Below are 26259 nucleotides of genomic sequence, written 5' to 3' on the forward strand. Positions count from 1 at the left end.
CTACCGGTCAATGCGTTTACCAGGTCAGCACCGCGCCCACGGCGAAGGTATCGGTGTCTTCGTTCTGCGCATCGCCTTCATGGCCGTCGATCTCGAACTGGTTGTACTCGGCGACCAGCTTGAGGTTGTCGTTGATGTCATGAAACAGCGCTATGCCACGGGTTTCATAGTCGGCGCCGGTGTTCACTGCGCCATTGCCGTCATCCCTGGTCTTGCCATACGACAGCGCCAGACGGTTTTTGCCGAGCTTGTACGAGCCCTGAAGCAGATAACCCTTGCTGTCGACCTCACGCAAGGTCGCCTCGCCGGCGTTGTTGGTGAAGAACGGGTTGATGCCCTTGGCGGTAAAACCTGAGCCGGTCAGCGACAACCCGCCGATCTTCGCCTGCACGCCATAGCCGAGGCCCTTGGAAGTCACCGAATCGACGCTGCTGTCGGTGTTGTCCGAGGTCTGGTAGGTGCCGTTGAGCCAGCTGTAGATCTGCGCGCCGCCGAGGTCGAACTGGTAGGTGATCTCGCTCTCGGTGCGCGGGTTTTCCTGGTAGGCCTTGCCCACCGCGCTGTCGTCGTTGGTGTCCACCGGGTCGAGGATCCCCACGGCAATGCGCAAGCCGTCCAACACCGGCGTGCGGTAGGTGATCTGCGAGGTCGGGAACGGGTACGGGTAGCCGCTGCCGATGTTGCCGAACGACACCCCGCCGCCATCGACCAGGCCCAGGGTGTCGCTGACCTGGCCGTAGCCGGCGAGCAACTCGTCGAGGAGGATGTTGGAGCGGGCGAACAGGCCAAAGTCCTTGCCGATCAACACCTCGCCCCATTCGGGGTTGGCCACGGTGCCGTAGAACTGGCGCACGTCGATGGCGGTGTCGGTACCGTTGGTTTCGCTGTCGTTGATGGTCACCCAGAACGAGGCCCGGCCGCCAAGCTTGAGATCATCAACCTGGCGGGTCATGTTGAAGCCCAGGTAATTGGGCAGAAAGCCCATCTTCACCCGCGACTGGCGACGGTCGTATTGCTCCCCGGCGCGGTCGACGTCGCTGTTGACGTAGAAGGCGTTGATGTAGCCGTCGGTGGAAAAGGTCGTCTGCTCCTTGTCGTAGAGCATGATCTCGGCGCCGGCCAGCGGGCTCAGGCCCAGGCCCAGGGCGGCAAGGCTGGTCAGCAACGGCAGGAAACGGCGATTGGCATTGTTATTGTTGTGCATGGCGCTCTCCGCAAAACGGGGGGACAGATGTCGGAGGCGATTATCGAAAGGCCCGGCAAGCGGCCATACCCTGCCTTGGCGGCGCTCCCGTGCTGCTTTGGCGCAACCGGCCCGGCTGCCCGCAGGCGGAACTAATCCCTTGCCCGTCAGTGTCACAAGGCTAAAGTGGCAAGACCCGGTGCGTTAGGCGCGCCCACCCATGCAAAAATGCAGACTGAGCCTGCAGATTTACGGATTGTATTGGGCAAATTTGCACTGATACGATCCTTCGATCCTCTAGCGCCTATCCAGACCGTGTTAAAACACGTGGAAAATCAATAACAAAGCAGGGAGAAAGCGATGACCGCGCACGCTCAAGCGCCAACCGACGTCCATGTACTGGCCGAGGTTCGCAACCATATCGGTCACTTGACCCTCAACCGCCCCACCGGCCTCAACGCCCTGACCCTGGACATGGTCCGCCGCCTGCAGCGCCAACTTGACGCCTGGGCCACGGACTCACAGGTGCATGCCGTGACCCTGCGCGGCGAAGGCCCGAAAGGTTTCTGCGCCGGCGGCGACATCCGCTCGCTGTACGACAGCTACAAGGCCGGTGACAGCCTGCACCGGGATTTTTTCGTCGAGGAATACGCCCTCGACCTGTGCATCCACCATTACCCCAAGCCGGTGCTGGCACTGATGGACGGCTTCACCCTCGGCGGCGGCATGGGCCTGGCCCAGGGCGCCGACCTGCGGGTAGTCACCGAGCGCAGCCGCCTGGCCATGCCGGAAACCGCCATCGGTTATTTCCCGGATGTTGGCGGCAGCTACTTCCTCTCGCGCATTCCCGGCGAGCTGGGCATCTACCTGGGGGTCAGCGGCGTCCAGGTGCAGGCGGCCGATGCGCTGTACTGCGGCCTGGCCGACTGGTACCTGGACAGCAGCAAGCTGGCCAGCCTCGATGAGCGCCTCGACACCCTGAGCTTTGGCGAACACCCGCTCAAGGACCTGCAAGGGGTGCTGGCCAAACTCGGCACCCAGGTGCTTGAAGACGCACCGCTGGCCAGGTTGCGCCCGGCCATCGATCACTTCTTCGCCCTGCCCGACGTTGCCAGTATCGTCGAGCAACTGCGCGCCGTGACCGTGGCCGACAGCCATGAATGGGCACTGAAAACCGCCGATCTGCTCGACAGCCGCTCGCCGCTGGCCATGGCCGTGACCCTGGAGATGCTTCGTCGCGGCCGTCACCTGAGTCTTGAAGACTGCTTCAAGATGGAGCTGCACCTGGACCGCCAGTGGTTCGAGCATGGCGACCTGATCGAAGGCGTACGCGCACTGATCATCGACAAGGACAAGCAGCCACGCTGGAACCCCGCCACCCTCGCCGGCCTCGACCGCCAGCGCGTGGATCAATTCTTCGAAGGCCTCTGAGGCCTGGAGTACGCAGATGCAAGACCTGGAACTGACTGAAGAACAGATCATGATCCGCGACATGGCCCGGGACTTCGCCCGTGGCGAGATCGCCCCCCATGCCCAGGCCTGGGAAAAGGCCGGCTGGATCGACGATGGCGTGGTGCAGAAGATGGGCGAGCTGGGCCTGCTGGGCATGGTCGTGCCCGAGCAATGGGGCGGCAGTTACACCGACTATGTCGCCTACGCCCTGGCGGTCGAAGAGATCGCCGCCGGCGATGGTGCCACCGGTGCACTGATGAGCATTCACAATTCGGTGGGCTGCGGCCCGCTGCTCGCCTACGGCAGCGCCGAACAGCAACAGACCTGGCTTGAGCGCCTGGCCAGCGGCCAGGTGATCGGCTGCTTCTGCCTGACCGAGCCGCAAGCGGGCTCCGAGGCCCACAACCTGCGCACCCGCGCCGAGCTTGAGGGCGATCACTGGGTGATCAATGGCGCCAAGCAGTTCGTCAGCAATGCCCGCCGTGCAGGGCTGGCGATCGTCTTCGCGGTCACCGACCCGGAGCTGGGCAAGAAAGGTATTTCGGCGTTCCTGGTGCCCACCGACAACGAAGGCTTCGTGGTCGATCGCAGCGAGCACAAGATGGGCATCCGCGCCTCCGACACCTGCGCGGTAACCCTCAACAACTGCCGTATCCCGGCAGCCAACATGCTCGGCGAGCGCGGCAAGGGCCTGGCCATTGCCCTGTCCAACCTCGAAGGCGGGCGTATCGGCATCGCCGCCCAGGCCCTGGGCATTGCCCGCGCGGCGTTCGAGGCGGCGCTGGTGTATTCGCGTGACCGTATTCAGTTCGGCAAGCCGATCAACGAGCACCAGAGCATCGCCAACCTGCTGGCCGACATGCAGGTGCAGATCAACGCCGCACGGCTGTTGATTCTCCACGCCGCACGCCTGCGCAGCGCCGGCAAGCCGTGCCTGAGCGAAGCCTCACAGGCCAAGCTGTTCGCCTCGGAAATGGCCGAGCGGGTGTGCTCCAAGGCGATCCAGGTGCATGGCGGGTATGGCTATCTGGAAGATTACCCGGTCGAGCGTTACTACCGCGATGCGCGCATTACCCAGATCTACGAAGGCTCCAGCGAAATCCAGCGCATGCTGATTGCCCGGGAGTTGAAGCACTACACCTTGTAAACACGGCCTACTGTATGAGCGGGCTTGCCCCGCGATGCGATTTCACTGTTGAATCGCTATCGCGGGGCAAGCCCGCTCCTACAGTCACTCCTCGACATGCACGCTGTCGAGGTAACTGCGCACCGCCCATAAGGCTTCCTGGCTGAGGTAGTCAGCCATCTTCGGCATGTACACCCGGCCATCGCGTACCGCGCCATTGCGCACCCGCTCGACAAACCATTCATCACCGGCAGCGCCTTCGTCGAGCAAGCGCAGGTCCGGGGCGATGCCACCGGACTTGGCTTCAAGGCCGTGGCAGGCGGCGCAGTTCTGGTTGTAGGCCGAAGCACCGATGGACACCGCCTCGTCGTGGTCCTTGCTGTTGCGGTAGGGGTTTTCTGCGCGCCACTGCTCACCGAGCTTTTCCAGGTTGCCGGTGTTGACCGCGGTCGGCGTCACGTTGCCATGGGCAAAAGCCCCGGCGCTGCTCATCAGGCTGGCGCTGACGATCAGGCTCAACCAGGCGTTTTTTGCTGTTTTCATTGTTCTGCCCTCGACTGCTGTTTGCACGCAAAAACCTCTCGGCTGAAAGGTTGTGCCGGCATCTTAGAAACGTGCTGGCGAGGGCCCCATGCTGCTTTGGTGGCCGCAGCCTCCTCCCTTGGTAGTAGCGCTTGTGGGGCAGTGCCAAATCATGCCCGGCCTGGGAAATTTTCCCGTAAAGACCGGGAGATTTTCCGTATCGATCGCGCCCTTGGCGTTCCAGGCTATGCAGGCCAAAACCTTCATTGGGAACTCCAACCATGACAATAAGATCGTTACCCGCCGCACTTTCCCCGCTGACTGCTGCCGTGCATACCGTCCTCCTGCTGGGCAGCCTGGCCCTGGCCCCGCATGCCCTGGCGAAACCTGTGAGCTGGGAAGACATCGCCGACGACCACAAAAGCACCGGCAACGTGCTGCAGTACGGCATGGGCACCAATGCCCAGCGCTGGAGCCCGCTGGCCCAGGTCAACGACCACAACGTGTTCAAGCTGACCCCGGCCTGGTCGTACTCTTTTGGTGACGAGAAGCAGCGCGGCCAGGAGTCCCAGGCCATCGTCAACGACGGCGTGATCTACGTCACCGGCTCGTACTCGCGGGTGTTTGCCCTCGATGCCAAGACCGGCAAACGCCTGTGGACCTACAACCATCGCCTGCCGGACAACATTCGCCCGTGCTGCGACGTGGTCAACCGCGGCGCCGCCATCTATGGCGACAAGATCTATTTCGGCACCCTCGACGCTCAGGTCATCGCCCTGAACAAGGACACCGGCAAGGTGGTGTGGAAGAAAAAGTTCGGCGACCACAGCGCCGGCTACACCATGACCGGCGCCCCGACCCTGATCAAGGACCAGAAGAGCGGCAAAGTGTTGCTGATTCACGGCAGCTCCGGCGATGAATTCGGCGTGGTCGGCCAGCTGTATGCCCGCGACCCGGAAACCGGCGACGAGGTATGGATGCGGCCCTTCGTCGAGGGCCACATGGGCCGCCTGAACGGCAAGGACAGCACCCCCACCGGTGACGTCAAGGCGCCGTCCTGGCCGGATGATCCGAACACCGAGACCGGCAAGGTCGAAGCCTGGAGCCATGGCGGCGGCGCGCCGTGGCAGAGCGCAAGCTTCGATGCCGAGACCAATACCATCATTGTCGGCGCCGGCAACCCGGGGCCGTGGAACACCTGGGCGCGTACCTCCAAGGATGGCAACCCGCACGACTTCGACAGCCTCTACACCTCGGGCCAGGTCGGTGTCGACCCCTCGACCGGCGAAGTGAAGTGGTTCTACCAGCACACGCCTAACGACGCCTGGGACTTTTCCGGCAACAACGAACTGGTGCTGTTCGATTACAAGGACAAGGACGGCAAGCAGTACAAGGCCACCGCCCATGCCGACCGTAACGGCTTCTTCTACGTGGTCGACCGCACCAACGGCAAACTCAAGAACGCCTTCCCGTTCGCCGACAACATCACCTGGGCCAGCCACATCGACCTCAAGACCGGCCGCCCGGTGGAAAACCCCGGCCAGCGTCCGGCCAAGCCCGAACCTGGGCAAACCAAGGGCAAGCCGGTGGAAGTCTCGCCACCGTTTTTGGGCGGCAAGAACTGGAACCCGATGGCCTACAGCCAGGACACCGGCCTGTTCTATGTGCCGTCGAACCAGTGGAAAGAGGAGTACTGGACCGAGGAAGTCAACTACAAGAAAGGCTCGGCCTACCTGGGCATGGGTTTCAGGATCAAGCGCATGTACGAGGACCACGTCGGCTCGCTGCGGGCCATGGACCCGACCACCGGCAAGATGGTCTGGGAGCACAAGGAGCGCCTGCCGCTGTGGGCCGGGGTGCTGGCGACCAAGGGCAACCTGGTGTTCACCGGTACCGGTGATGGCTACTTCAAGGCCTTCAACGCCAAGACCGGCGAGGAACTGTGGAAATTCCAGACTGGCAGCGGCATCGTCTCGCCGCCGATCACTTGGGAACAGGACGGTGAGCAGTACATCGGTGTGACCGTCGGCTACGGCGGCGCGGTGCCGCTGTGGGGTGGCGACATGGCCGAGCTGACCAAGCCGGTGGCCCAGGGTGGCTCGTTCTGGGTGTTCAAGATCCCGGCCTGGGATACCAAGACGGCCCAGCGCTAAGCCCATCGCCGGCCAAGCCCGCTCCGTGTTGGAGCGGGCTTGCCCCGCGATAGCCATCTCACAGCCCAGGAGATCCCCATGAAATACCTCCCGCTCTTGCTCACCCTCGCCTGCACCGCCGCCCTCGCCGACGACGACGCGCCATTGACCATCAACGGCTGCACCATCGCCCAGGAGAGCCAGTGCCCCAACGCCAACCTGCGCAACGCCGACCTCAGCAACCAGGACCTGCGCAAAATGAACCTGGCCGGTGCCGACCTGCGCGGGGCGAATTTGCGCCACGCGCGCCTGGACCTGGCCAACCTGGAAAAAGCCCGACTGCAAGGCGCCAACCTCACCCGCGCCAGCCTGCAGCAAAGCAACCTGCGCCTGGCCGACCTGCGCGATGCCAGGCTGATTGCGGTACAGGCCTGGGGCATGTTCGCCCAGGGCGCCAACTTCGAGAACGCCGACTTGAGCGCCGCCTACCTGGAGTTCGCCCGCCTGTCCGGGGCCAAACTGCACAACAGCAAACTGCAGGCCGCCGACCTGGAAATGACCTGGTTGAGCAAGGCCGACCTCAAGGGCGCCAACCTTGCCGATGCCAATCTGCAAGAAGCCAAGTTCGGCGAAAGCAACCTGGAGCAGGCCGACCTGCGCGGCAGCCGCCAGCATTACGCCAACTTCCAGGACAGCAACATGCAAGGCTGCCAGGGCTGCCCGACCACCTGGGACTAGGCAACCACCCGCAGCAAGCCGGCCTCGATCGCCAGGCGCACCATCTGCGCCTGGGAGGCCACCTGCAATTTGCTTTTGAGCAGGGTCAGGTAGTTGCTCACGGTCTTGCTGCTGATGCACAACTGCTCGGCGATCAGCCGGGTCGGCGTGCCCTTGGCCAGCATCAGAAAGATTTCCGTTTCACGTTGGGTCAGGCCGTGAATGCCAGTATCGCCTGGCTGACAGACAAGCTCGGTGGCCAGTGCCTGTTCGATGTAGGCATGCCCGCAAAGCACCCGGCGCACCGCTTCAAGCAGCACGGCAGGCTCCGCCGCCTTGGACAGGTAACCACAGGCGCCGGCCGCCATGGCCTGGCGCACCAGGCCAAGGTCGGTGTGCTCGCTGAAAAACAGCACGCGCAGTTGCGGCAGGCGCTGGCGCAGGCGTCGGGTGGTTTCCACGCCGCTGATACCCGGCAAGTCAACGTCCATGATCACCAGCCCCGGCAACTGCTCGCCGACCTTGGCCAGCGCCTCTTCGCCACTGGCCGCCTCGATCACCGTCATGCCCTCCAGGCCCTGTTGCAGCGCCGCGACCAGGCCCAGGCGCAGCATCGGGTGATCATCCACCAGCAATATCGCCATCTTCGCAGCTCCCGCAGGTTTGCCCCATGCTAGAACGCACGCCTGGGCGCCCGCCTACTACTTTGGTACTGTTTTGCTTGTCGATGGTCGCATTCCCAAAGCGTTGCACCTGGCCTGTAATGAAGGGGTGCAGCACAACCACAACAATAAGGTGCAAAGCCATGTACAAGATTCTGATCGCCGACGACCATCCGTTGTTTCGCGAGGCCATCCACAATGTCATCAGCGACGGCTTTCCCGGCAGCGAGGTGATGGAAACCGCCGACCTCGACAGCGCCCTGGCGATCACTGGCGATCATGACGACCTCGACCTGATCCTGCTCGACCTGAACATGCCCGGTATGCACGGCCTGGGCGGTTTGATCAACCTGCGCAACGAGGCGCCGACCATCCCGGTGGTGATCGTCTCGGCCGAACAGGACAAGCAGGTGGTGCTGCAGGCCATTACCTACGGCGCCGTCGGCTTTATCACCAAATCCTCGCCACGCTCACAGATGACCGAGGCCATCGAGCAGATTCTCAACGGCAATGTCTACTTGCCGCCGGACATCATCCGCACGCAGAAGAGCAGCAGCCGGCGCAACCAGGGTGACCATCAGGGCTTTGCCCCCGAGCTGCTGCAAGCCCTGACCCGCAAGCAGTTGCTGGTGCTCGAACGCATGACCAAGGGCGAATCGAACAAGCAGATCGCCTACAACCTCGACATCGCCGAAACCACGGTCAAGGCTCACGTCTCGGCGATTTTGCGCAAGCTCAACGTGCACAACCGCGTGCAGGCGATTCTCAGTGCCGGCGACATCGACTTCACCGCTTACCTGCGGCGATAGTCACGCTCCATGACAATCATGCAAATTAGCCATTGAAACCTGGGCAAGGCCTGAAGTAAGCTCGGGCACATCAACTGGAGAGTCACATGTCGCACACCACCCTCACTCACGCTTGCAGCACTGGTCGCCTGTCGCGCCCCGTGGCCGCTGCCGAGTGCGCGACTGTCTCCCCGGCAGCGTTTTATTTTGGGTATTGGTTTAGCCACAGGCGCCGCTGATACCCTCACCGGCGCCCACTTTCAAGGGGCCGCCGAACACGAGAATACTCAACCCCCGGTCGGCCCCCCGACCGGGGGTTTTGCGTTTCAAGGCCCCGGCAATCAACGAATTACATTGAGGAACAGAACATGAACTACGCCACTTACCGTTACCAAAGCTTCAACTTCTGGCGATTTAGCCAATCCCGTTCGGGCCAGCCTGCCGCCTCCGATCGGTCACTTGTTGGTGGCACACATACACATGACGCCAATCCGGCCAACTGTCGAACACCTCGATAGGGCCGAGCGCGCGGGCCAGACCCCGCCAGCCGCCCAGGGAATTCACACCATGCAATCGTCCACCCTCGCTCTGCCACTGTCCGAACCCAGCGCTGCCAACAGCGCCGTCAGCCAACGCCTGCCGAGCCCGATGTTGCTCAAGCAGCAAATGCCGCTTTCCCCCGCCCTCGCCGCCCAGGTCGAAGCCCATCGCCAGGCCGTACGCGCCATCCTCGATGGCCACGACCAGCGCCTGCTGCTGATCGTCGGCCCGTGCTCGCTGCACGACCCGCGCTCGGCCCGCGAATACGCCCAACGCCTGGCCCGCCTGGCCTCAGAGGTCAGCGACAAGATGCTCCTGGTGATGCGCGCCTACGTCGAAAAGCCGCGCACCACCGTCGGCTGGAAAGGCCTGGCCTACGATCCGCACCTGGATGGCAGCGACGACATGCACGGCGGCATCGCGCTGTCGCGCGGGCTGATGCTGGCCATGCTCGAATGCGGCCTGCCGGTGGCCACCGAGCTGCTGCAACCGATGGCGGCCGGCTACTTCGATGACCTGCTGAGCTGGGCGGCGATTGGCGCGCGCACCACCGAGTCGCAGATTCACCGCGAAATGGTCAGCGGCCTGGGTTTGCCGGTAGGCTTCAAGAACGGCACCGACGGCGGTGTTGGCATTGCCTGCGACGCGATCCGCAGCGCCGCCCACGGCCACCGGCACTTCGGCATGGACGTGCAAGGCTACCCGGCGATTGTCGAGACCCTGGGCAACGCCGATACCCACCTGGTGCTGCGCGGAGGCAGCAAGGGCCCGAACTACGACCGCCAGAGCATCGCCCTGGCCCGCCAGGGCCTGGCCAAAGCCGGCGTCGCGGCACGGATCATGGTCGACTGCAGCCACGCCAACAGCGCCAAGGACCCGCTGCGCCAGCCGGCGGTGTTCAACGAGGTGCTCGAGCAGCGCCTGCAGGGCGATACCTCGCTGATCGGCATGATGATCGAGGGCCACCTGTTCGACGGTTGCCAGACACTGGGCACGCAGCCGCTCAAATACGGCGTGTCGATTACCGATGGTTGCCTGGGCTGGGATTCGACCGAACGCTTGCTGCGTGAGGCGGCCGAGCGCTTGTAAGGCTTGTCGCGGGGCGATCCGAGTTGCCCCGCCAACTTTCAGCCAACCCTTATTTACGTTAGGCTTCAGGTTTTACCCCAAGGAGCCATTCCCATGGCCAAAGCCACTGCCCGTCACATCCTGGTTGCCACCGAAGACAAGTGCAACGAACTCAAAGCCCAGATCGAAGGCGGCGCCGATTTCGCCGAAGTCGCCAAAGCCAACTCCACCTGCCCTTCGAGCCGCCAGGGCGGCGACCTGGGCTCGTTCGGCCCGGGCCAGATGGTCAAGGAGTTCGACACCGTGGTGTTCAGCGCGCCGGTCAACACCGTGCAAGGCCCGGTGAAGACCCAGTTCGGTTATCACCTGCTGGAAGTGACCAGCCGTCAGGACTGATCGCTACTCTGCAAGCCGGCCCTCAGGGCCGGTTTGCTCGCGCAAGTGACCTGCTAAGCTTCAGCCACAGTCGTGGTTCAGGTGGTCAGGCGCTTGCGAATTGCTCCCTTCCCCTTCTTGTTGTTCGTCTTCGGCCTGGCCCTTGCCTGGTCATGCGCTGCCATGCCAGCGCCGGTCCACGCCCTGACGGTATACGGCGAAGCACCGCGCTATCCGTCCAGCTTCCAGCACTTGCGCTACGCCAACCCCGATGCGCCCAAAGGCGGCAGCCTGCGCCGCTCGGCCATCGAAATCGGCCAGTTCGACCACATCATTCCCTACATCGACAAGGGCATCGGCGTTGCCGAGGTCGATGGCTGGCTGTATTCACCGCTGGCGGTGCGCTCCCAAGATGAACCCTACACCGTGTACGGGCTGGTGGCGCAAAAGCTTGAGCGCGATCCGCAGGGGCTGTGGCTGCGCTTCTATCTTGACCCGCGTGCACGCTTTGCCGATGGCCAGCCGATCCGCGCCGAGGATGTGCGCTACACCTTCGCGCTGTTGATGCGCGCCGGTAGTCTCAAGTACCGCACCCAGTTCGCCGATGTCTCTGAGGTAAAGGTCGAGAACCCGCGCCAGATCATCTTTTACTTCAAGAACAACCAGAACCGCACCTTGCCTCTGGACCTGGCGACCCTGCCGGTGCTGCCCGAACACTGGTGGAAAGACCGCGATTTCGCCAATGGCGCAGGCTTCGAGGCGCCGCTGGGCAGCGGCCCGTACAGCGTCGGGCGGGTCGACAACGGCCGCAGCATCACCTTCGAGCGTAATAAGCGCTGGTGGGGGCGCGACCTGCCGGTCAACCGTGGCCGTTACAACTTCGACCAAGTGCGCATCGAGTACTTCGGCGACACCGAAGTGGCGCGCCAGGTGCTGCGCGGCGGCGGCTTCGACTACAACCGCGAGTTCTCGGCCACCGCCTATACCCTCGGCTACGCCAGCCCGGCGCTGGACGATGGCCGCCTGCAGCGGGCGCACCTGGCCAAGGACGCCCCACAAACCGCCCAGGGCTTTGTCTTCAACCTGCAGCGGCCGGTGTTCAAGGACCGCCGGGTGCGCCAGGCGCTGGGCCTGCTGTGGGACTTCGAGTGGAGCAACCGGCAGATGATGCGCAACCTGTACATTCGCCAACAGAGTTTTTTCGCCAATACCGAACTGGCCGCGCGCAACCTGCCCGATGCCCAGGAGCTCAAACTGCTGGAACCGTTGCGCGGGCAGGTACCCGACGAGGTCTTCAGCCAGGTGTTCGAAGCGCCGCGTAGCGACGGCTCGGGGCTGATCCGTGACCAGCAGCTACAAGCCCTCGAACTGCTCGAAGCGGCAGGCTGGCAGCCGCGCGGTGATCAACTGGTCAATGCCCAGGGTGAACCGCTGATCTTTACCTTCCTCAACGGCCAGGCCGGTTTCGAACGCCTGCTGCTGCCCTGGAAGCGCAACCTGGCGCAGATCGGCATCACCCTGCAGATCCGCCGCATCGACGCCTCGCAATACGTCAACCGGCTGATGGCTCGAGATTATGACCTGATCGTCACCGGCTACCCGGTGTCGCCGTCGCCCGGGCTTGAGCTGTACAACTATTTTGGTTCGGCGGCGGCCAGCGACCCCGGCTCGAACAACTACATGGTGCTCCAGGACCCGGCCGTGGACCGCTTGCTCGACGGCCTGGTCAAGGCCGAAACCAAGGCCGACATGCTGCGCCATGCCCACGCCCTGGACCGTGTGCTGAGCTGGAACTATTACTGGATTCCCAACTATTACCCACCCGGCTCGTCTACCGTGTGGTGGAACCGCTTCGGCCTGCCCAAGGTGCAGCCAAGCAACGACGAAGGCCTGGACAGCTGGTGGCAAGTCAGCCCGACGCCGCTGACCAACGCGCAGATGGCCGAGCGCCTGGGAAGCCGGCCATGATCGGCTACATCCTGCGCCGCCTGCTGCTGATCATCCCGACCTTGCTGATTATCCTGCTGGTCAATTTCATCATCGTCCAGGCTGCCCCCGGCGGCCCGGTCGAGCAGGCGGTAGCGCGCCTGCAGGGCATCGGCGGCGGTGCGCCGGGGGCCAGCAGCGAAACCCTGCACGCAAGCTCCAGGGCCAGCCGTGGCCTGGACCCCAAGTTGCTGGAAGACATCAAGCGCCAGTACGGTTTCGACAAGTCGGCGCCCGAGCGCCTGTGGCTGATGCTCAGCCAGTACGCCCGGCTGGACTTCGGCTCAAGCTTTTTTCGCGGCGCCAAGGTCACCGACCTGATCCTTGAGAAGATGCCGGTGACCCTGTCGCTGGGTTTCTGGGCCACACTGATCACCTACCTGGTGTCGATTCCGTTGGGGATCCGCAAGGCGGTGCGCCACGGCACCGCGTTCGATGCCTGGAGCAGCAGCCTGATCGTCATTGGCTACGCCCTGCCCTCGTTCCTGTTCGCCCTGCTGCTGATCGTGCTGTTTGCCGGCGGTACTTCGCTGAACTGGTTTCCGGTGCGCGGGCTGGTCTCGGAAGACTTCGACCAGCTCAGCCTGTTGGGCAAGATCGCTGATTACTTCTGGCACCTGGTGCTGCCGGTGGGCGCGCTGGTAATTGGCGGCTTTGCCACCCTGACCCTGCTGACCAAGAATGCCTTTCTCAACGAGATCACCCGCCAGTACGTGATCACCGCCCGGGCCAAGGGCCTGAGCGAGCAGCGGGTGCTGTACGGGCATGTGTTTCGCAACGCCATCCTGCTGGTGGTGGCCGGCATTCCCCAGGCGTTGATCAGCGTGTTCTTTGCAGGTTCCCTGCTGATCGAGGTGATCTTCTCCCTCGACGGCCTGGGGCGCATGAGCTACGAGGCGGCGGTGGCGCGGGATTATCCGGTGGTGTTCGGCTCGCTGTTCATCTTTACCCTGTTCGGGCTACTGGTGCGCCTGATCGGTGACCTGTGCTACACCCTGGTCGACCCGCGCATCGACTTTGCCACGAGGGCCCACTGATGTTCAGCCTGTCGCCGGTATCGCGCAGGCGCCTGCAGCGCTTTCGGCGCAACCGTCGTGGCTGGATTTCGCTGTGGCTGTTTGCCTTGTTGCTACTGGTGAGCCTGGGCGCGGAGCTGGTGGCCAACGACAAGCCATTGCTGTTGAGCTACCAGGGCCAGTTGTATTACCCGGCATTCAAACGTTACAGCGAGCAGCAGTTTGGCGGCCAGCTGCCATTCCAGCCGGACTACCGCAGCCAGTACGTACGCCAGCTGATCGAGGGCCAGGGCGGCTGGATGCTGTTTGCACCGGTGCCGTTCAGCGCCGATACACCGAACTACGATTTGCTGGTGCCCGCCCCCAGCCCGCCGTCGGCGGTCAACTGGCTGGGTACCGACGACCAGGCCCGTGATGTATTGGCGCGGGTGCTGTATGGCACTCGGGTGTCGATTCTGTTTGCCCTGGCGCTGACCCTGATCAGCACCCTGATCGGCATCGCCGCCGGCGCCTTGCAGGGCTACCACGGTGGTTGGGTCGACCTGATCGGCCAGCGTCTGCTGGAGGTCTGGTCGGGGCTGCCAGTGTTGTACCTGCTGATCATCCTCAGCGGCTTTGTCGAGCCGAACTTCTGGTGGTTGCTGGGGATCATGGCGCTGTTTTCCTGGCTGGCGCTGGTGGACGTGGTGCGCGCCGAGTTCCTGCGTGGGCGCAACCTCGAGTACGTGCTGGCCGCCCGTGCCCTGGGCCTGCCTGACCGCTGGGTGATCCTGCGGCACATTTTGCCCAACGCCATGAACGCCACCCTGACCTACCTGCCGTTTATTCTCACCGGCGCCATCACCACCCTCACCGCCCTGGATTTTCTCGGTTTCGGCATGCCCGCCGGCAGTGCGTCGCTGGGCGAGCTGGTGACCCAGGGCAAGCAACATTTGCAGGCACCGTGGCTGGGCTTTACCGCGTTCTTTGCCCTGGCATTGATATTGTCGCTGTTGGTGTTCATTGGCGATGCCTTGCGCGAAGCCTTCGATCCACGGGCATAATCGCAGCCTTTACCCCGGCGGAGCGGCCCATGCAGGACAGTGACAGCCTCAAGGACTATCAGCAGGTGCGCCTGCTGGCGATTCGTTCGCTGTTCGAGATCATCGAGCAGTCCAGCGAAGGCACGATCATCGTCGACCGCGATGCGCGCATTGTCTGGATGAACCAGCGCTATGCCCGGCGCTTTGGCCTTGAAGACGCCAGCAGCGCCATCGGCCAGCCGTGCGAAAGTGTCATCCCCGGCAGCCTGATGCGCGAGGTGCTGAGCAATGGCCGGCCGATCCTGCTGGACATGCTCGACACCCCCAAGGAGCCGCTGGTGGTCATGCGCCTGCCGGTGCACGACGCCGCCGGCACGCTGATCGGCGCTATCGGTTTTGCCCTGTTCGACGAGCTGCGCAGCCTCTCGCCGCTGCTCAAGCGCTACGCCAGCATGCAGCAGGAACTGGCCTCGACCCGTTCGTTGCTGCGCGCCCGCCAGGCCAAGTACAGCTTCGCTCAGTTCATCGGCACCAGCGCCGCCAGCCTTGAAGTCAAGCGCCGCGCCCGGCGTGGCGCCAGCAGTGACTCACCGGTGTTGCTGCTGGGCGAAACCGGCACCGGCAAAGAGCTACTGGCCCATGCCATTCATGCCGCTTCGCCGCGGGCGCACAAGGCCTTTGTCAGCATCAACAGCGCCGCAATCCCGGAGACGCTGCTCGAAGCCGAGTTCTTCGGCACCGCCCCGGGCGCCTTTACCGGCGCCGAGCGCAAGGGTCGCCCGGGCAAACTGCAGATTGCCGAGGGTGGCACGCTGTTTCTCGATGAAATCGGTGACATGCCCTTGCCGCTGCAAAGCAAGCTGCTGCGCGTCTTGCAAGAGAAGGAATACGAGCCGGTCGGCTCCAACCAGATGATCCACAGCGATGTGCGGATCATTGCCGCCACCTCCACCGACCTGCAGGCGGCCATGGCCCGTGGCGAGTTTCGTGCCGACCTGTATTACCGCTTGAACGTGCTGCCGATCCAGGTGCCGCCGCTGCGTGAACGCCTGGAGGATTTGCCAGCGTTGAGCGAGGCGATTCTTGAAGAGCTGGGCAGCCAGCACGAGCTGGACGATGAGGCCCAGGCGCTGCTGGCCCGGCATGCCTGGCCGGGCAATATCCGCGAGCTGCGCAATGTACTGGAACGGGCGACCTTGCTGGCCGATCAAGCGCGCCTGGGGCTGGGCGATGTTCAGGCGGCGCTGGGCGACCTGGCGCCGCTGCCGGTTGAAGCCGCCACGTTGAACTATAAACAGGCGTGTGCCGATTTTGAGCGGCAGTTACTCGAAAGCACCCTGGCGCGCTGTGCCGGGAATGTACCGCAAGCGGCGCGGCAGCTGGGGTTGGGACGCTCGACGCTGTACAAGAAACTGGTGGCGCTGGGGATCAAGTCTCAATAAAGAGATATGTGTCTCTTTTTTGAGATTGTTATCGCGGGGCAAGCCCGCTCCCACCGGGAAGATGTCCGACGGCAGGAGCGGGCTTGCCCCGCGAACCGTTCAATCTCAATTCAGAGACTTTCATCTCAAAAAAACATACTATATCTATATAAATCAACAACTTAAAGAGTTGGCACGATTCCCGCTATCGCCTCCTGACCAACAAAAACAAGATGCACCCAAGGAGACACTCGATGAGTGTGATCATCGCCCTGGCAGCCCTGGCGCTGCTGATGCTGGCTGCCTACCGTGGTTATAGCGTTATCCTCTTCGCCCCCATTGCCGCCCTCGGCGCGGTACTGCTGACCGACCCTGCCGCAGTCGCCCCGGCTTTTACCGGGGTGTTCATGGAAAAAATGGTCGGCTTTATCAAACTGTACTTTCCGGTGTTTTTACTCGGCGCGGTGTTCGGCAAATTGATCGAGCTGTCGGGCTTTTCGCGCTCGATCGTCGCCGCCGCCATCCGCCTGCTCGGCACCCGCCAGGCCATGCTGGTGATCGTGCTGGTCTGCGCCCTGCTCACCTACGGCGGCGTGTCGCTGTTTGTGGTGGTGTTTGCGGTGTACCCGTTTGCCGCCGAGATGTTCCGCCAGAGCAACATCCCCAAGCGCCTGATCCCGGCAACCATCGCCCTGGGCGCGTTCTCGTTCACCATGGATGCGCTGCCCGGCACCCCGCAGATCCAGAACATCATCCCCAGTACCTTCTTCAACACCACCGCCTGGGCCGCGCCCTGGCTGGGCCTGATCGGTACGCTGTTCGTGTTCTGCACCGGCATGCTCTACCTGCAGCGCCAGCGCAACAAGGCCCAGCGCGCCGGTGAAGGCTACGGCAGCGAGCTGCGCAACGAGCCGGAAACCGCCGCCGACCTCAAGCTGCCCAACCCGCTGCTGGCACTGTCGCCACTGCTGCTGGTAGGGGTGATGAACCTGCTGTTCACCCACTGGATTCCGGCCTGGTACGGCAAGACCCATAGCCTCAATTTGCCAGGCATGAGCGCGCCGGTACAGACCGACATCGCCAAACTCACGGCGATCTGGGCGGTGGAAGCGGCCTTGCTGCTGGGCATCCTGCTGGTGCTGGTGGCAGGCTTTGGCGCGATCAAGAGCCGCCTGGCCGAGGGCAGCAAAAGCGCGGTCAGCGGCGCCTTGCTGGCGGCGATGAACACCGCGTCCGAATATGGCTTTGGTGCGGTGATTGCCTCGCTGCCGGGCTTTCTGGTGCTGGCCGACGCGCTCAAGGCGATCCCCAATCCGCTGGTCAATGAAGCGATTACCGTGACCTTGCTGGCCGGTATCACCGGCTCCGCGTCCGGTGGTATGAGCATCGCCCTGGCAGCGATGTCCGACAGCTTCATCGCCGCCGCCAATGCGGCCAACATCCCCCTTGAAGTGCTGCACCGGGTCGCGGCCATGGCCAGCGGCGGCATGGACACCCTGCCGCACAACGGCGCGGTAATTACCCTGCTGGCGGTCACCGGCCTGACCCACCGCGAGGCTTACAAGGATATTTTCGGCATTACCCTGATCAAGACCCTGGCAGTGTTCGTGGTGATTGCTACGTTCTATGCCACCGGTATCGTCTAAGGAGCACCTCATGAGTCTCAATGGCAAGACAGCAGTCGTCACCGGCTCCACCAGCGGCATCGGCCTGGGCATTGCCCAGGTACTGGCCAAGGCCGGGGCCAATTTGATCCTCAATGGCTTTGGCGATGCCCGCGCGGCGATTGCCGAAGTCGCCCGCCACGGCACCCGGGTCGGCCATCACCCGGCCGACCTTAGCGATGTGGCGCAGATCGAAGACCTGTTCGCCTATGCGGAACGCGAGTTCGGCGGCGTCGATATCCTCGTCAACAATGCCGGCATCCAGCATGTGGCAGCGGTCGAAGACTTCCCGGTGGAGCGCTGGGATTCGATCATCGCCGTCAACCTCTCGGCAGTGTTCCATGGCACCCGCTTGGTGCTGCCGGGCATGCGTGCGCGCAACTGGGGACGGATCGTCAACATCGCCTCGGTGCACGGCCAGGTCGGCTCCACCGGCAAGGCCGCTTATGTCGCCGCCAAGCACGGGGTGGTCGGCCTGACCAAGGTGGTCGGGCTGGAAACCGCCACCAGCAACATCACCTGCAACGCCATTTGCCCCGGCTGGGTACTGACGCCGCTGGTGCAGAAACAGATCGATGATCGCACCGCCAGCGGAGTCGATCCGCAGCAGGCCCAGCACGACTTGCTGGCCGAGAAGCAGCCGTCGTTGGCCTTTGTCACTCCCGAACACCTGGGTGAGCTGGTATTGTTCCTCTGTAGCGAGGCTGGCAGTCAGGTTCGTGGCGCTGCCTGGAACATCGATGGCGGCTGGCTGGCCCAATGACGGGCAGCCTTGCACCCTGGCTGCGGCATCGTGTTTTTTTACCTGCAAGGAGGCCTTATGCGCCCACGCTCCCTTACCGCGTTGTTCACCCTGACCCTGGCGGCCGCTACTTCGGTACAAGCTGCCAGCCTCAAGGATGTAGCGCCCTACCCCGAGGCCGAAAAAGGCTTTAGCCGCCAGGTGATCCACCTGCCAAAACAGGCTGACGAGTCGGCCTACAAACTCGAAGTGCTGGCTGGCAAACAGCTGGAAGTCGACTGCAACCGCCAGCACCTGGGCGGCAACCTCGAAGAACAAACCCTGCAAGGCTGGGGCTACAACTACTACCGCCTGGAAAAAGTCTCGGGCCCGGCCTCGACCCTGATGGCCTGCCCGGACGGCAAGAAGAAACAGGCGTTCGTGCCGGTGGTTGGCGACGGTTTCCTGCTGCGCTACAACAGCAAGCTGCCGGTGGTGGTGTATGTGCCGGAAGGTGTTGAAGTGCGCTACCGCGTGTGGTCGGCTTCGAACAAAGTGAAAAAAGCTACAGTGGAATAAAGCGCTGCTGCTTGAATAACAGCCCTGTGGGAGCGGCGGTGCGGTGCAAACAGGTACTGTATGCCTTTCGCCGGCACCGACGCCCTGGCCAACCCCGAAGCCCTTGAGCAATTTCGCGACCGCCAAGGGCTGCGCGATCAGGCATAATGCGCGGTTTTTACCCGTTGCGAAGGTAGGTTCAGATGAAAGCACAGGCCCGGCACATTCTGGTCAAGACCGCTGAAGAGGCCGAACAGCTCAAGCAACGAATCGCCAAGGGCGAGGCGTTCGATGTGCTGGCCAAGAAGTACTCCACCTGCCCGTCCGGCAAGCGCGGTGGCGACCTGGGCGAAGTGCGCCCCGGGCAGATGGTCGGCGCCATCGACCAGGTGATTTTCAAAAAGCCACTGCGCACCGTGCACGGCCCGATCAAGAGCAAGTTCGGCTATCACCTGGTGCAGGTGTTCTACCGCGATTAAAGGCTGTCGCGACGCCGTTGCAAGCGTTGACTGCGCTGGTCTTCAAGGTCATTGCGCAGGCCGACGATCAGGTTGGAAATCGCCCGGCTGCTGGTCAGTTGCTCGGCACTGATGCCGGTCACCAGCAAGTCGACCCGCTCACAGCTGCGGTCGAACACCCGCACGGTCAACGAGCGGTCGGCAGCCAGGGTGCATTGGCAGCGGGTGGGTAAAAAACTGCTTTCTATGATGTTGCGCAACTCCAGGGTCGAGAGCATCGGTACATCTCCTTGGCAGGTGGCGGACAGCGGTTCCGTGTTGCCCGGTCCAGCCCCAAGACTAGGCCATGTTTCCCAGGCGAATCAGACCCTTTCACTATAAGCACCTGGCGCTTTTACCGACCGGCGGACAGTAGCGGCCATTCGCCACCTAGCATTTTTGTCAGTTGCCGATATTACCGATTGCTCTATACCTGCAAAGCAAGACCCGTCCAGTACTAACAGGGTGGCTGGACAGCTAGTGGGGCAATGCCTGGAAGACACGGAGCCTGGCTGATGCGAATTACGCTTATCGCGGTACTCAGCGCCCTACCTCTTGCGGCCCTGGCCCAGAACCTGGTGGTCGGGCCCGGCGATACCCTCGGCGCAGTAACGCAGACACAGGGAGTCGATGACGCCCTTGTTACTGGCGGCACGCTGCGATCCCTGGCCCAGGGTGATGGCCGCGATACGTTCAGGATGTCGTTGGGGGAGATTATCGGTGCCTTCGAAGACGGCGACATCGCGTTCTTCTCTGGCGGCAAAATCGGCCGGGTCGACATGAAGCTGGACAACAACATTTTCAGCATGTCCGGCGGCACCATCGTTGGCAACCTGGTGACCGGCTTTGGCAATGACCAGATCTTCCTCAACGCCGGGTTCATCGGCGGCAACATAAGCACCAGTGGCGGCACCGATGTCTTCGTGATTACCGGCGGCACGCTGCAGGGCAACCTGCTGGCGAGCTTTGGCAATGACTCGCTCAAATGGCAAGGGGGCATCATTCGCGGCAGCGTCGACATGGGCGGCAACGATGATGTGGCAGCCCTCGAAGGCCTAGGCAGCACGCTGCTGAACATCACCGTCAACGGTGGGGCCGGCATCGACAGCCTGACCTTCAACAACAGCCAGCCGGTGGGGGGCAACCGTTATATCAATTGGGAGTCGGTCAGCCTCATCAACGCCAGCCGGTTCAAGCTCGACAACGCCCTGACCCTGGGCGATGCCAGTGCCGTTGCCGCGCCCACCCGCCTGAACATCGACGCCAGCAGTTCGCTGGTCTCGCGTACAGGAAGGGTCAGCCCCTTCACCGCCGGCCAGCAACTGACGGTCAACAACAGCGGGCTTATCGACCTGAGCAGCGGCGGCGATGCCCAAGGGCGGTTGACCATCAATGGCAACTACACCGGCAACGGCGGCACCCTCAAGCTCAACAGCGTACTGGCCGGCGATGGCGCGCCATCTGATCGGCTGGTGGTCAGCGGCGGGAGGATCTCCGGTAGCACCAACCTGCAGATCAGCAACTTGCGCGGTGCCGGTGCGGTAACCAGCCAGAACGGTATCCAGGTGGTCGAAGCCATCAACGGCGCCACCAGCAGCAACACCGCCTTCGTCCAGACACAGGTGTTGTCGGCCGGGGCGTTTGACTATCGCCTGTTCAAAGGCGGGGTGACTGCTGATAGCGTGAACAGCTGGTACCTGCGTTCCACCGTCGTCGTGCCCACCCCGTTGCCGGAGCCAGTTACACCTGTTGAACCCGGTACGCCGGTTGACCCCGGAACACCGGTTGATCCTGGTACGCCAGTCGAACCCGGCACACCGGTTGTGGTGGTGCCGCCGCCAATCCCTGGCCCTGCTCCCGGCCAGCCTGACTTGCCGCCACCGCCGGCGCCCGGCGTGAGCATCCCGCTGTACCGCCCGGAAGTTGCCGTCTATGCCGCCGCGCCCCGGGCTGCGGCATTGATTGCCCGCGCGGCGCTGGGCACCTTTCACCAACGTCAGGGCGACCAGAGCCTGCTGAACCAGGAGGGCGCGTTATCGGCCAGTTGGGGCCAGGCCTATGGCGACAGTTTCCACCAGAGCTGGTCGGGTACTGTCAGCCCAAGCCTGGACGGCAGCCTGTACGGTTTCAAGGTCGGCCAGGACCTGTGGGCCTGGCTCAACGATGACGGCCTGCGCCAGCATGTCGGCGTGTATGTCGGGCACAGCCGCCTGCACGGCGATGTCAAAGGCTTCGCTCTGGGCTTTGAAGACAACAAGGTCGGCGACCTGAAACTCGACAGCGACAGCATCGGCGCCTACTGGACCCTGATCGGCGCACAGCAATGGTATGTCGATGCCGTGGTGCAGTACTCCGACCTCGACGGCCGGGCCAAATCCGATCGCGGCGACAAGCTCGACCTCAACGGTCACGCCTGGACAGCGTCATTGGAGGCCGGCTACCCATTTGCCCTGTCGTCGTACTGGACCCTGGAGCCGCAGGCACAACTCATCGCCCAGAAAGTCTCGTTGGACAGCGCCAACGACAGTGTCAGCTACGTTAGCTTCGACACCCAGACCGAGGTGAGTGCGCGCCTGGGCATGCGTCTGGAAGGCAAGTTCAAATCCGCCGGAGTGCATTTGCAGCCTTATGTAACCACGGATTTCTGGAGTGGCAACGGAGGCCGCGACACGCAGACGTACGATCATGTCGACAAGGTCAAGACCGATTACAACTACACTTCCCTGAATGTCGGCACCGGCCTGGTTGCGCAACTGAACAAGAACCTCAGCGTGCATGCGGGTATCGACTACACCACCAACCTGGACAGTCGTCAGCAGGAGCACGTCGGCGCCAACCTGGGGTTGCGTCTGAGTTACTGAACGCGCTTTGTTGCCAGTCACCAAGGGAGCGGGTCTGATGCGAGTGCCACTGTTCTTGACCTTGGGAGTCCTTCCCTGGATGGCGTTTGCCCTGGATGCCGAGGCCGAAGATCGCGTCGTGGTCGACGGCGACGTTTTCGGCGACATCGTGCAGACCCCGCAGGCCGATACCCTGACCATGAGCGGCGGTACGGTACAGTCGCTGGATCAGGGCGACGGGCGGGACCTTTTGATCATGACCGGCGGCCACATCGTCGGCACTTTTGCCAACGGTAATAGCGTTGCCCTGCGGGGCGGGCGTATCGGCCGCATAGAATTGCAGCCCGGCAACGGTGATGTAGCGCTCACCAGCGGGTCCATCGACGGCGATCTGATCACCGGTGATGGCCATGATTTTTTGGTGTTTCGCGGCACTGTGCTCGGCGGCAACCTGATCACCGGCAAGGGTATCGACCTGATTTCCTTCGAAGGTGGCGAGATTCACGGCAACGTTTCCACCGGCCCCGAGAACGATCACTTCAACTGGAAAGGCGGCCAACTGTACGGCAGCGTCGACATGGGCGACACCACCGACCAGGTGCTGATGGTCAACCTGCGGGCCGAGCAGTTGTTCGTACCCTTCAATGGCGGCGCTGCACGCGATGAGTTGCATTTCCAGAACAGCTTTCCCACAAACGGAGCGTTGTACACCAACTGGGAGAGCATCAGCCTTGGCTTCGTTAGCCACTACACACTCAACGACACCTTGGTTCTCGGCGACGGCGGAGGCCCGATCGATGTTGCCACCGGCACGGGCGATCTATTCATCGGCAGAGAAAGCACGCTGTTCTCAAGCACCGGTGTGATCCGGCCCTTTGCTGCCGGCCTGAACGCGCGCCTGGGCAACACCGGCCTGGTTGACCTGCGCAACAGCGGCGATGGCCAGGGGCGCCTGACCGTCATTGGCAATTATTTCGGCAACGAAGGCAGGCTGGCGGTGAACACCGTACTAGGCACTGACGACTCGCCTTCCGACCGCCTGGTTATCAGCCAGGGGGCGATTTCTGGCGATACCGCCCTGCTGGTCACCAATCTTCACGGCCCGGGCGGGCTGACCCGCCAGGACGGCATCCTGGTGGTCGAGGCCGCCAATGGTGCAACCAGTACCGATACCGCCTTTACCCAGACCCAGCGCCTGTCGGCCGGGGCTTTCGACTATCGCCTGTTCAAAGGAGGGGTAACGCCCGGCAGCGAGAACAATTGGTACCTGAGTTCGGCGTTGGTCGCGCCTGCTGACGGCCGCCCGCCGCCCTTGGCCGCACCGGCCCCGGGACTCGCCGAACTGCCCCGGGCGATCCCCGGCCAGGTCATCCCGCTGTACCGATCGCAGGCCTCACTGTATGCCGCTGCGCCTCGCGCCGCAGCGTTGATCGGACAATTCAACCTCGGTACTTTCCATCAACGCCAGGGCGACCAGCGTCTGCTCACTGAACAGGGCGCCTTGGCCGCCAGTTGGGCGCAAGCCCATGGCTACAGCTTTCATCAAAGCTGGTCCGGCTCGGTGAGCCCCAGCCTGGATGGCAATCTTTATGGCTACAAGGCAGGCCAGGACCTGTTTGCCTCGCCCAGCGCCGCAGACTACCGCCAGCACATTGGTGTTTATGTCGGCCACAGCCGTTTGAACGGTGATGTCAAAGGCTATGCGCAGGGATTTGCGGATCGCCCGGTCGGTGACCTCAGGCTCGATGGCGACAGCGCCGGGGTGTACTGGACGCTGATCGGACCACAACACGGTTACCTCGATATGGTCGTGCAGTACACCGACCTGGACGGCCGCGCGCGCTCGGAGGACGGCGAAAAAATCGACCTCGACGGCCATGCCTGGGGTAGCTCGCTGGAGGTGGGCCGGCCGTTTGCCTTGTCCAGCCAATGGAGCCTGGAGCCCCAGGCACAAGTGCTGGTGCAGAAGGTCAGCCTGGACAAGGTGCAAGATGGTGTATCGACGGTCAGTTTCGATACCCGGACCGAAGTGAGCAGCCGCCTGGGGCTGCGTCTTGAGGGTAACTTGCGAGCAGGCACGACGCCCCTGCAGGCTTACCTGCAAACCAACATCTGGCACGCCGATGGCGGGCACGACTCGCTGGTCTTCGCCGGTGTCGACCAGGTCCGGACCGATTATCGCTCAACGTCCCTTGAAGTCGGCACCGGACTGGTGGCGCAGTTGCATAAGCAGTTCAGTGTGCATCTGGGCATCGACTACGCCAGCAACCTCGACAGCCGCCAGCAGGAGCGCGTCGGTGCCAACCTGGGAATACGCATCAGCTACTAGGCACGCCGCGCTGCCAGCAAGCCGATGCCGGCGCAACCCAGCAGCGTGGCGCTGACCCGGTTGAACAGCCGGCGTGGCCCGGGCTGGCTGAACCAGCGCTGCAGGTAGGCACCCAGCCAGGCATAAATCGCAATGGCCAGCCACTCCAGCAGCAGGAACAGCCCGCCCAGCCAGGCAAACTGCTCGGCCACCGGCACCGGGCTGGCGACGCTGACAAACTGCGGCAGGAAGGCGGTGAAAATCAGGATCGCCTTCGGGTTGCCCGCCGCCACCCAGAACTCCTGGCGCGCCAGGCGCAAGGTACCGCGGCGCTGGCCGTCAGCCGCCAGCGCCTCGCCCACTGGCGCGCGCCACAGCTGCCAGGCGATGTAGAACAGGTAGGCTGCACCCAGCACCTTGACCAGCAAAAACAGGTACTCGCTGGTGTGCAGCACCACTGCCAGGCCCATGGCTGCCAGCACGATCATCCCGGCAAAGGCCAGCAACCGGCCGATGCCTGCCACACAGGCAATGCGCAGGCCGTAACGGCTGGCGTTGTTCAGTGACAGCAGGTTGTTCGGGCCAGGGGCCATGTTCAGGGCAAAACAGGCCGGGATGAACAGCGCGAGGGTGGACAGGTCCATGGGGGCTCTCCGGTAACTGGAGCCATAAGGTTCCGGCGCACAGCGTATCGGGGTCAAGGTACAGCTGGGCGAAAAAACTGTGTTCTTGGCAACGAGCCTTGCGCAGCGGTTGACCAGTGAATTACTCCCGCCAGCTTGATAAGCTCGAAACTTCGCCCCCTTGAGGCTGTCGTGATGCTGCGGGCAACCGGCAAAAACCCTACCCTGTTCTGGCGTGACCCGGCCCTGCCCTTTGTCGAGAGCCGCCGCGCCTGCGACAGCCGTGCCTGCTACAAAGCGCACAGCCATCCAACGTTCTCGATTGGCGCGGTCGATCAGGGCTGCAGTGTGTTCACCGGCGCAGGCAAAGGGCAAACGCGCCTGTTGCCCGGCACCCTGGTGTTCGTCCCGGCGCACTGCGTGCATGCCTGCAACCCCGAACCCGGGCTGAGCTGGAGCTACCAGATGCTCCACCTGGACGCCGGCTGGCTGCAAGCCTTGCGCCTGGAGTCGGCCCTGGCAACGCAGGTTCAGGCAAGGCCTGCGCAGATCACCCGCAATCCTTCTACCTATGAGCGCTTTACCCGGCTCAACGACTTGCTGTTCTCCGAGGCCTGCGCCGGTGTGAAAGAGGCCGCGCTGATCGAGTTCATCGGTGATCATGATGATCAGGCGCCAGCCACCACAGCTCAGGCGCTTGATCGCAGCCTCGAACCCTTGCTCGAGCGCCTTGCCCAGGAAGACGCCAGCAACCTGTCGCTGGGCGAACTGGCCAGCAGCGCCGGCATGGGCCGTTACCAGCTGATCCGGGCGTTTCGCGCCGCCACCGGCCTCACTCCCCATGCCTGGCAGTTGAACCTGCGCATCAACCGTGCCCGCCAGTGGCTGCGCAAGGGCCAGGACATGGCCGACATTGCCTACCGCCTGGGTTTTGCCGACCAGAGCCACTTCCAGCGGGTGTTCAAGGCCCATACCGGGGTGACGCCCGGCCTGTACCGCAGCTGAGCGCGCAATTTTCTTCAATACAGGCGCTGCAGC

Annotated in this window: 23 protein-coding genes; 18 read left to right on the plus strand and 5 right to left on the minus strand. The window is 63.2% G+C overall.

All coding sequences use genetic code 11. The features are described from left to right. Positions 1-16: 16 nt before the first annotated feature. Positions 17-1204 carry a porin gene (locus LOY54_RS13830; protein WP_258606742.1) on the minus strand — a complete coding sequence of 396 codons (1188 nt, stop codon included), beginning with the start codon at positions 1202-1204 and terminating at the stop codon, positions 17-19. Positions 1205-1543: 339 nt separating this feature from the next. Here LOY54_RS13830 and LOY54_RS13835 point away from each other — a divergent pair, with 339 nt between their 5' ends. Then, on the plus strand, positions 1544-2614 hold the full coding sequence (locus LOY54_RS13835; RefSeq protein ID WP_045201970.1) for an enoyl-CoA hydratase/isomerase family protein: 1071 nt from the start codon (positions 1544-1546) through the stop codon (positions 2612-2614). 16 nt (positions 2615-2630) lie between these two features. Then, on the plus strand, positions 2631-3782 hold the full coding sequence (locus LOY54_RS13840; protein ID WP_195884121.1) for an acyl-CoA dehydrogenase family protein: 1152 nt from the start codon (positions 2631-2633) through the stop codon (positions 3780-3782). 84 nt (positions 3783-3866) lie between these two features. Here the strand turns inward: LOY54_RS13840 and pedF are convergent, their stop codons facing one another. After that, positions 3867-4304, minus strand: coding sequence for a cytochrome c-550 PedF (gene pedF, locus LOY54_RS13845; protein ID WP_045201967.1), 438 nt, complete (start codon positions 4302-4304; stop codon positions 3867-3869). A 260-nt stretch (positions 4305-4564) separates the two neighbouring features. Between pedF and exaA the strand changes: the two genes are divergently transcribed. Then, positions 4565-6436 (plus strand): quinoprotein ethanol dehydrogenase, encoded by a 1872-nt coding sequence (exaA, locus tag LOY54_RS13850; RefSeq protein ID WP_093382724.1) that lies wholly within the window; start codon positions 4565-4567, stop codon positions 6434-6436. 78 nt (positions 6437-6514) lie between these two features. Continuing rightward, positions 6515-7153, plus strand: a complete 639-nt coding sequence (locus LOY54_RS13855) for a pentapeptide repeat-containing protein (RefSeq protein ID WP_045201964.1) — start codon at positions 6515-6517, stop codon at positions 7151-7153. Here LOY54_RS13855 and LOY54_RS13860 read toward each other — a convergent pair. Then, positions 7150-7776, minus strand: coding sequence for a response regulator transcription factor (locus LOY54_RS13860; RefSeq protein WP_093382718.1), 627 nt, complete (start codon positions 7774-7776; stop codon positions 7150-7152). The genes LOY54_RS13855 and LOY54_RS13860 overlap by 4 nt on opposite strands. A 161-nt stretch (positions 7777-7937) precedes the next feature. Between LOY54_RS13860 and LOY54_RS13865 the strand changes: the two genes are divergently transcribed. The 11 genes from LOY54_RS13865 to LOY54_RS13915 all read left to right on the plus strand — a co-directional run bounded on the left by LOY54_RS13865 (position 7938) and on the right by LOY54_RS13915 (position 19432). Beyond that, positions 7938-8603: a response regulator transcription factor gene (locus tag LOY54_RS13865; RefSeq protein ID WP_045201960.1), complete on the plus strand. Its 666-nt coding sequence runs from the start codon at positions 7938-7940 to the stop codon at positions 8601-8603. Between the two features lie 546 nt (positions 8604-9149). Further along, positions 9150-10211 carry a 3-deoxy-7-phosphoheptulonate synthase gene (locus LOY54_RS13870; protein WP_258606745.1) on the plus strand — a complete coding sequence of 354 codons (1062 nt, stop codon included), beginning with the start codon at positions 9150-9152 and terminating at the stop codon, positions 10209-10211. Between the two features lie 93 nt (positions 10212-10304). Beyond that, a complete protein-coding gene (locus LOY54_RS13875) occupies positions 10305-10586 on the plus strand; it encodes a peptidylprolyl isomerase (RefSeq protein WP_093382710.1) in 282 nt (93 codons plus the stop codon). A gap of 162 nt (positions 10587-10748) precedes the next feature. Further along, positions 10749-12533: an extracellular solute-binding protein gene (locus LOY54_RS13880; protein ID WP_258606746.1), complete on the plus strand. Its 1785-nt coding sequence runs from the start codon at positions 10749-10751 to the stop codon at positions 12531-12533. Continuing rightward, a complete protein-coding gene (locus LOY54_RS13885; RefSeq protein ID WP_258606747.1) occupies positions 12530-13588 on the plus strand; it encodes a microcin C ABC transporter permease YejB in 1059 nt (352 codons plus the stop codon). Before LOY54_RS13880 ends, LOY54_RS13885 begins: the two co-directional genes overlap by 4 nt. Beyond that, positions 13588-14610: an ABC transporter permease gene (locus tag LOY54_RS13890; protein WP_045201955.1), complete on the plus strand. Its 1023-nt coding sequence runs from the start codon at positions 13588-13590 to the stop codon at positions 14608-14610. The genes LOY54_RS13885 and LOY54_RS13890 overlap by 1 nt, the downstream gene beginning before the upstream one ends. Positions 14611-14639: 29 nt before the next feature. Next, on the plus strand, positions 14640-16031 hold the full coding sequence (locus LOY54_RS13895; protein ID WP_258606748.1) for a sigma-54-dependent Fis family transcriptional regulator: 1392 nt from the start codon (positions 14640-14642) through the stop codon (positions 16029-16031). Between the two features lie 233 nt (positions 16032-16264). After that, the gene (locus tag LOY54_RS13900) at positions 16265-17656 is read left to right on the plus strand and encodes a GntP family permease (RefSeq protein ID WP_258606749.1); all 1392 of its coding nucleotides are present in this window, start codon (positions 16265-16267) and stop codon (positions 17654-17656) included. A gap of 10 nt (positions 17657-17666) precedes the next feature. Then, entirely contained in the window at positions 17667-18437 is a 771-nt protein-coding gene (gene hbdH, locus LOY54_RS13905; RefSeq protein WP_093382693.1) for a 3-hydroxybutyrate dehydrogenase, read from the plus strand. Between the two features lie 57 nt (positions 18438-18494). Continuing rightward, on the plus strand, positions 18495-18974 hold the full coding sequence (eco, locus tag LOY54_RS13910; protein WP_093382690.1) for a serine protease inhibitor ecotin: 480 nt from the start codon (positions 18495-18497) through the stop codon (positions 18972-18974). A gap of 182 nt (positions 18975-19156) precedes the next feature. Further along, positions 19157-19432 (plus strand): peptidylprolyl isomerase, encoded by a 276-nt coding sequence (locus LOY54_RS13915; protein ID WP_007932676.1) that lies wholly within the window; start codon positions 19157-19159, stop codon positions 19430-19432. On the opposite strand, the gene LOY54_RS13920 is transcribed toward LOY54_RS13915, so the two are convergent. Beyond that, positions 19429-19689 carry a DUF1652 domain-containing protein gene (locus LOY54_RS13920; protein ID WP_045201943.1) on the minus strand — a complete coding sequence of 87 codons (261 nt, stop codon included), beginning with the start codon at positions 19687-19689 and terminating at the stop codon, positions 19429-19431. The genes LOY54_RS13915 and LOY54_RS13920 overlap by 4 nt on opposite strands. A gap of 276 nt (positions 19690-19965) precedes the next feature. On the opposite strand from LOY54_RS13920, the gene LOY54_RS13925 reads away from it, so the two are divergent. Together LOY54_RS13925 and LOY54_RS13930 are read left to right on the plus strand one after the other, a co-directional pair. Further along, positions 19966-22311: an autotransporter outer membrane beta-barrel domain-containing protein gene (locus LOY54_RS13925; RefSeq protein WP_258606750.1), complete on the plus strand. Its 2346-nt coding sequence runs from the start codon at positions 19966-19968 to the stop codon at positions 22309-22311. 79 nt (positions 22312-22390) lie between these two features. After that, positions 22391-24619 (plus strand): autotransporter outer membrane beta-barrel domain-containing protein, encoded by a 2229-nt coding sequence (locus LOY54_RS13930; protein WP_258606751.1) that lies wholly within the window; start codon positions 22391-22393, stop codon positions 24617-24619. Here LOY54_RS13930 and LOY54_RS13935 read toward each other — a convergent pair. Continuing rightward, a complete protein-coding gene (locus tag LOY54_RS13935; RefSeq protein ID WP_045201937.1) occupies positions 24616-25242 on the minus strand; it encodes a LysE family translocator in 627 nt (208 codons plus the stop codon). The genes LOY54_RS13930 and LOY54_RS13935 overlap by 4 nt on opposite strands. Positions 25243-25416: 174 nt before the next feature. Between LOY54_RS13935 and LOY54_RS13940 the strand changes: the two genes are divergently transcribed. Further along, complete coding sequence (locus tag LOY54_RS13940; protein ID WP_258606753.1) at positions 25417-26226, plus strand: AraC family transcriptional regulator; 810 nt, start codon at positions 25417-25419, stop codon at positions 26224-26226. Positions 26227-26259: the final 33 nt, after the last annotated feature.

The organism is Pseudomonas sp. B21-032 (assembly GCF_024748965.1).
Lineage (GTDB): Bacteria > Pseudomonadota > Gammaproteobacteria > Pseudomonadales > Pseudomonadaceae > Aquipseudomonas.